This is a genomic window from Streptomyces oryzae, from assembly GCF_017676365.1.
In the GTDB taxonomy this organism is placed as follows: domain Bacteria; phylum Actinomycetota; class Actinomycetes; order Streptomycetales; family Streptomycetaceae; genus Streptomyces; species Streptomyces oryzae.
Map to the genome: position 1 here is coordinate 1 of NZ_JADKMA010000369.1, position 2470 is coordinate 2470.

Annotated in this window: 2 protein-coding genes; both read left to right on the forward strand. The window is 67.9% G+C overall.

What is annotated here, in order from left to right; translation table 11 throughout:
* Positions 1-405 precede the first annotated feature (405 nt).
* Positions 406-1422, forward strand: coding sequence for a sigma-70 family RNA polymerase sigma factor (locus ITI46_RS34115; RefSeq protein WP_209243877.1), 1017 nt, complete (start codon positions 406-408; stop codon positions 1420-1422).
* Between the two features lie 270 nt (positions 1423-1692).
* Complete coding sequence (locus ITI46_RS34120) at positions 1693-2454, forward strand: DeoR/GlpR family DNA-binding transcription regulator (protein ID WP_209243878.1); 762 nt, start codon at positions 1693-1695, stop codon at positions 2452-2454.
* The last annotated feature ends 16 nt before the right edge of the window (positions 2455-2470 follow it).

The following is a 2470-nucleotide window of genomic DNA, read 5'->3' on the forward strand; positions in this document are numbered from 1 at the left end:
GGACGGGGGAGCGGCCTGCGCGGGGGAGAGACAGGGAGGACCGCGGCCCGGCCGGAGACGGGCCGACAGCGGAGGGTGCGAGGAGAGTCACGCAACCAAGGAGGAGTGCGGGCCGTCTAGTCGGGTGAAGGGCATCGACGACGATGCCGCCCGGCAGCCGCGGAGTGGCCCCCACAGCCCACCCGGAGCAGCTCTGCACGGCTCCGACCAGCGCCTGAGCGCGCTCTGTCACCGTGCTGCCGGGGTGGGTAGCGGCGCAGTTTACTGCATGATCGGAAAAATGTTGTGCGGCTTGGGAATTTAGTCCGGATTCCAGCCGTTGACATCTACGCAAGACGGGCACCCGAGAAGTGTCCGAGCCAGCCACCAGGCCAAAGTTTTCAGACCACTCGCAAGGGAGCACGCATGGCAACCCGTGCCGTCGCCCGTCGTCAGGAGAACACGACCGGTGTCTCCGACACGGCAAGCAGTGTTCGCGCCGCAGGCAGCGAAGTCGCGGACCGCGACCTGGTCGGCATGTATCTCGACGAGATCGCCCGCACGCCGCTGCTTGACGCCGCCAAGGAAGTCGAGCTGTCGCTCGCGATAGAAGCGGGCGTCTACGCCCAGCGTATTCTGGACGGTCTTGAGGAGCCGGTCTCCGGTGAGTCTGCCAGCGCGACCGCGAGCCGCGAAGAGCTGGAAGGGATCGTCGCCGAGGGCGAACGGGCCAAGGACATCTTCATCCGCTCCAACCTGCGCCTTGTGGTCGCTGTCGCCCGCCGCTACCCGCGCAGCGGTCTGCCTCTGCTGGACCTGATCCAGGAGGGGAACGCCGGACTCGTGCGCGCGGTGGAGAAGTTCGACTACACCAAGGGCTTCAAGTTCTCCACGTACGCGACGTGGTGGATCCGCCAGGCCATCACCCGCTCGATCGCCGACCAGTCCCGCACCATCCGGCTCCCCGTCCACCTCGTGGAGGAGCTGGGCCGCATCCGCCGAGTGCAGCGTGAGTTCAACCGCGAGCACGGCCGCGACCCGGAGCCGGAGGAAGTCGCAGCAGAGCTCAACTCCACCCCGGAGCGCGTCACCGATGTGCTCGACTGGGCCCGCGACCCGGTCAGCCTGAACATGTCGGTCGACGACGAGGGCGAGACCCAGTTCGGCGACCTGCTCGAGGACACCTCGGCCGCCTCCCCCGAGCAGTCCGTACTCACGGTGCTGCGCCGGGAAGAGCTGGACGACCTCATCGGCAGGCTCGACGACCGTACGGCCTCGATCATCAAGGCCCGCTACGGCATGGTCGACGGCCGTGAGCGGACCCTCACCGAGGTGGGCAAGCAGCACGGTCTCACCCGGGAGCGCATCCGCCAGATCGAGAAGCACGCCCTCCTGGAACTGAAGAAGATGGCCCATGCCACGGGCTTCGACGAGGCGGCGTAAACCACCCGTCGGCCGACTTCTCCGAGCCGGCCCAGTCGCCCCCACAGACGAGCCCCGGTGCCTTCCCCCGAGCGCCGGGGCTCTTTGCTGCCCGCTTTCCTCACCCGGGGAATCTCCCTCCCGGCTCTCCTTTCCCACCTTCACCTCACCGCTTCCCCCTCGATGTCTGTTCGTGCCCGAAGCGATGCCCGAACGTGTTTACTTTCTGGACACACGGTCGTAGTCTCACGGAGAACCACACGGTCGGGCATAGAACGGACCTGAATCCACATGTACGCACCGGAGCGCCAGCAGGCCATCCTTCGCATCGCGGAGGAACAGGGCCGCGTTGATGTGCTGTCCCTGGCGGCTGAGTTCCACGTCACCGCCGAGACGGTGCGCCGCGACCTGAAAGCCCTGGACCGCGCCGGTCTCGTGCGGCGGGTTCACGGGGGCGCGATCCCTGTGGGACGTCTCGACTTCGAGCCCGACCTCGCGGCCCGGGAATCGGCGGCGACCGAGGAGAAGGACCGCATCGCGCAGGCCGCGCTCGCCGAGCTGCCCCCGGAAGGCAGCGTCGTACTCGACGCCGGCAGCACCACGGACCGGCTCGCCACGGTGATCCCGATGGACGCATCACTGACGGTGGTCACCCACGCCCTTCCCACCGCCGCCCGGCTCGCCGACCACGCCGGTATCGAGCTGCACATAGTCGGCGGTCGGGTACGGCACCGCACCCGGGCTGCCGTGGACGCGTGGGCTCTGCGGACCTATGGCGAGATCAAGGCCGACGTCCTTTTCCTCGCCACCAACGGTTTCTCCGTCGACGGTGGGCTCACCACCCCCGACCTGGCCGAGGCGGCCGTCAAGCGCACGATCATGGCGGCGGCCCGGCGTGTGGTCCTCCTCGCTGACTCCACCAAAGCGGGCCAGGAGTACTTCGCCCGCTTCGGCGACTTCTCACAAGTGGACCTCCTCATCACTGATACCGGCCTGAGCCCGAACGAGGCCCGCGCCATCGAAGCCCAAGGCACCAACGTCAAACGCGTCTGACTCCCCCTTTCTCCCC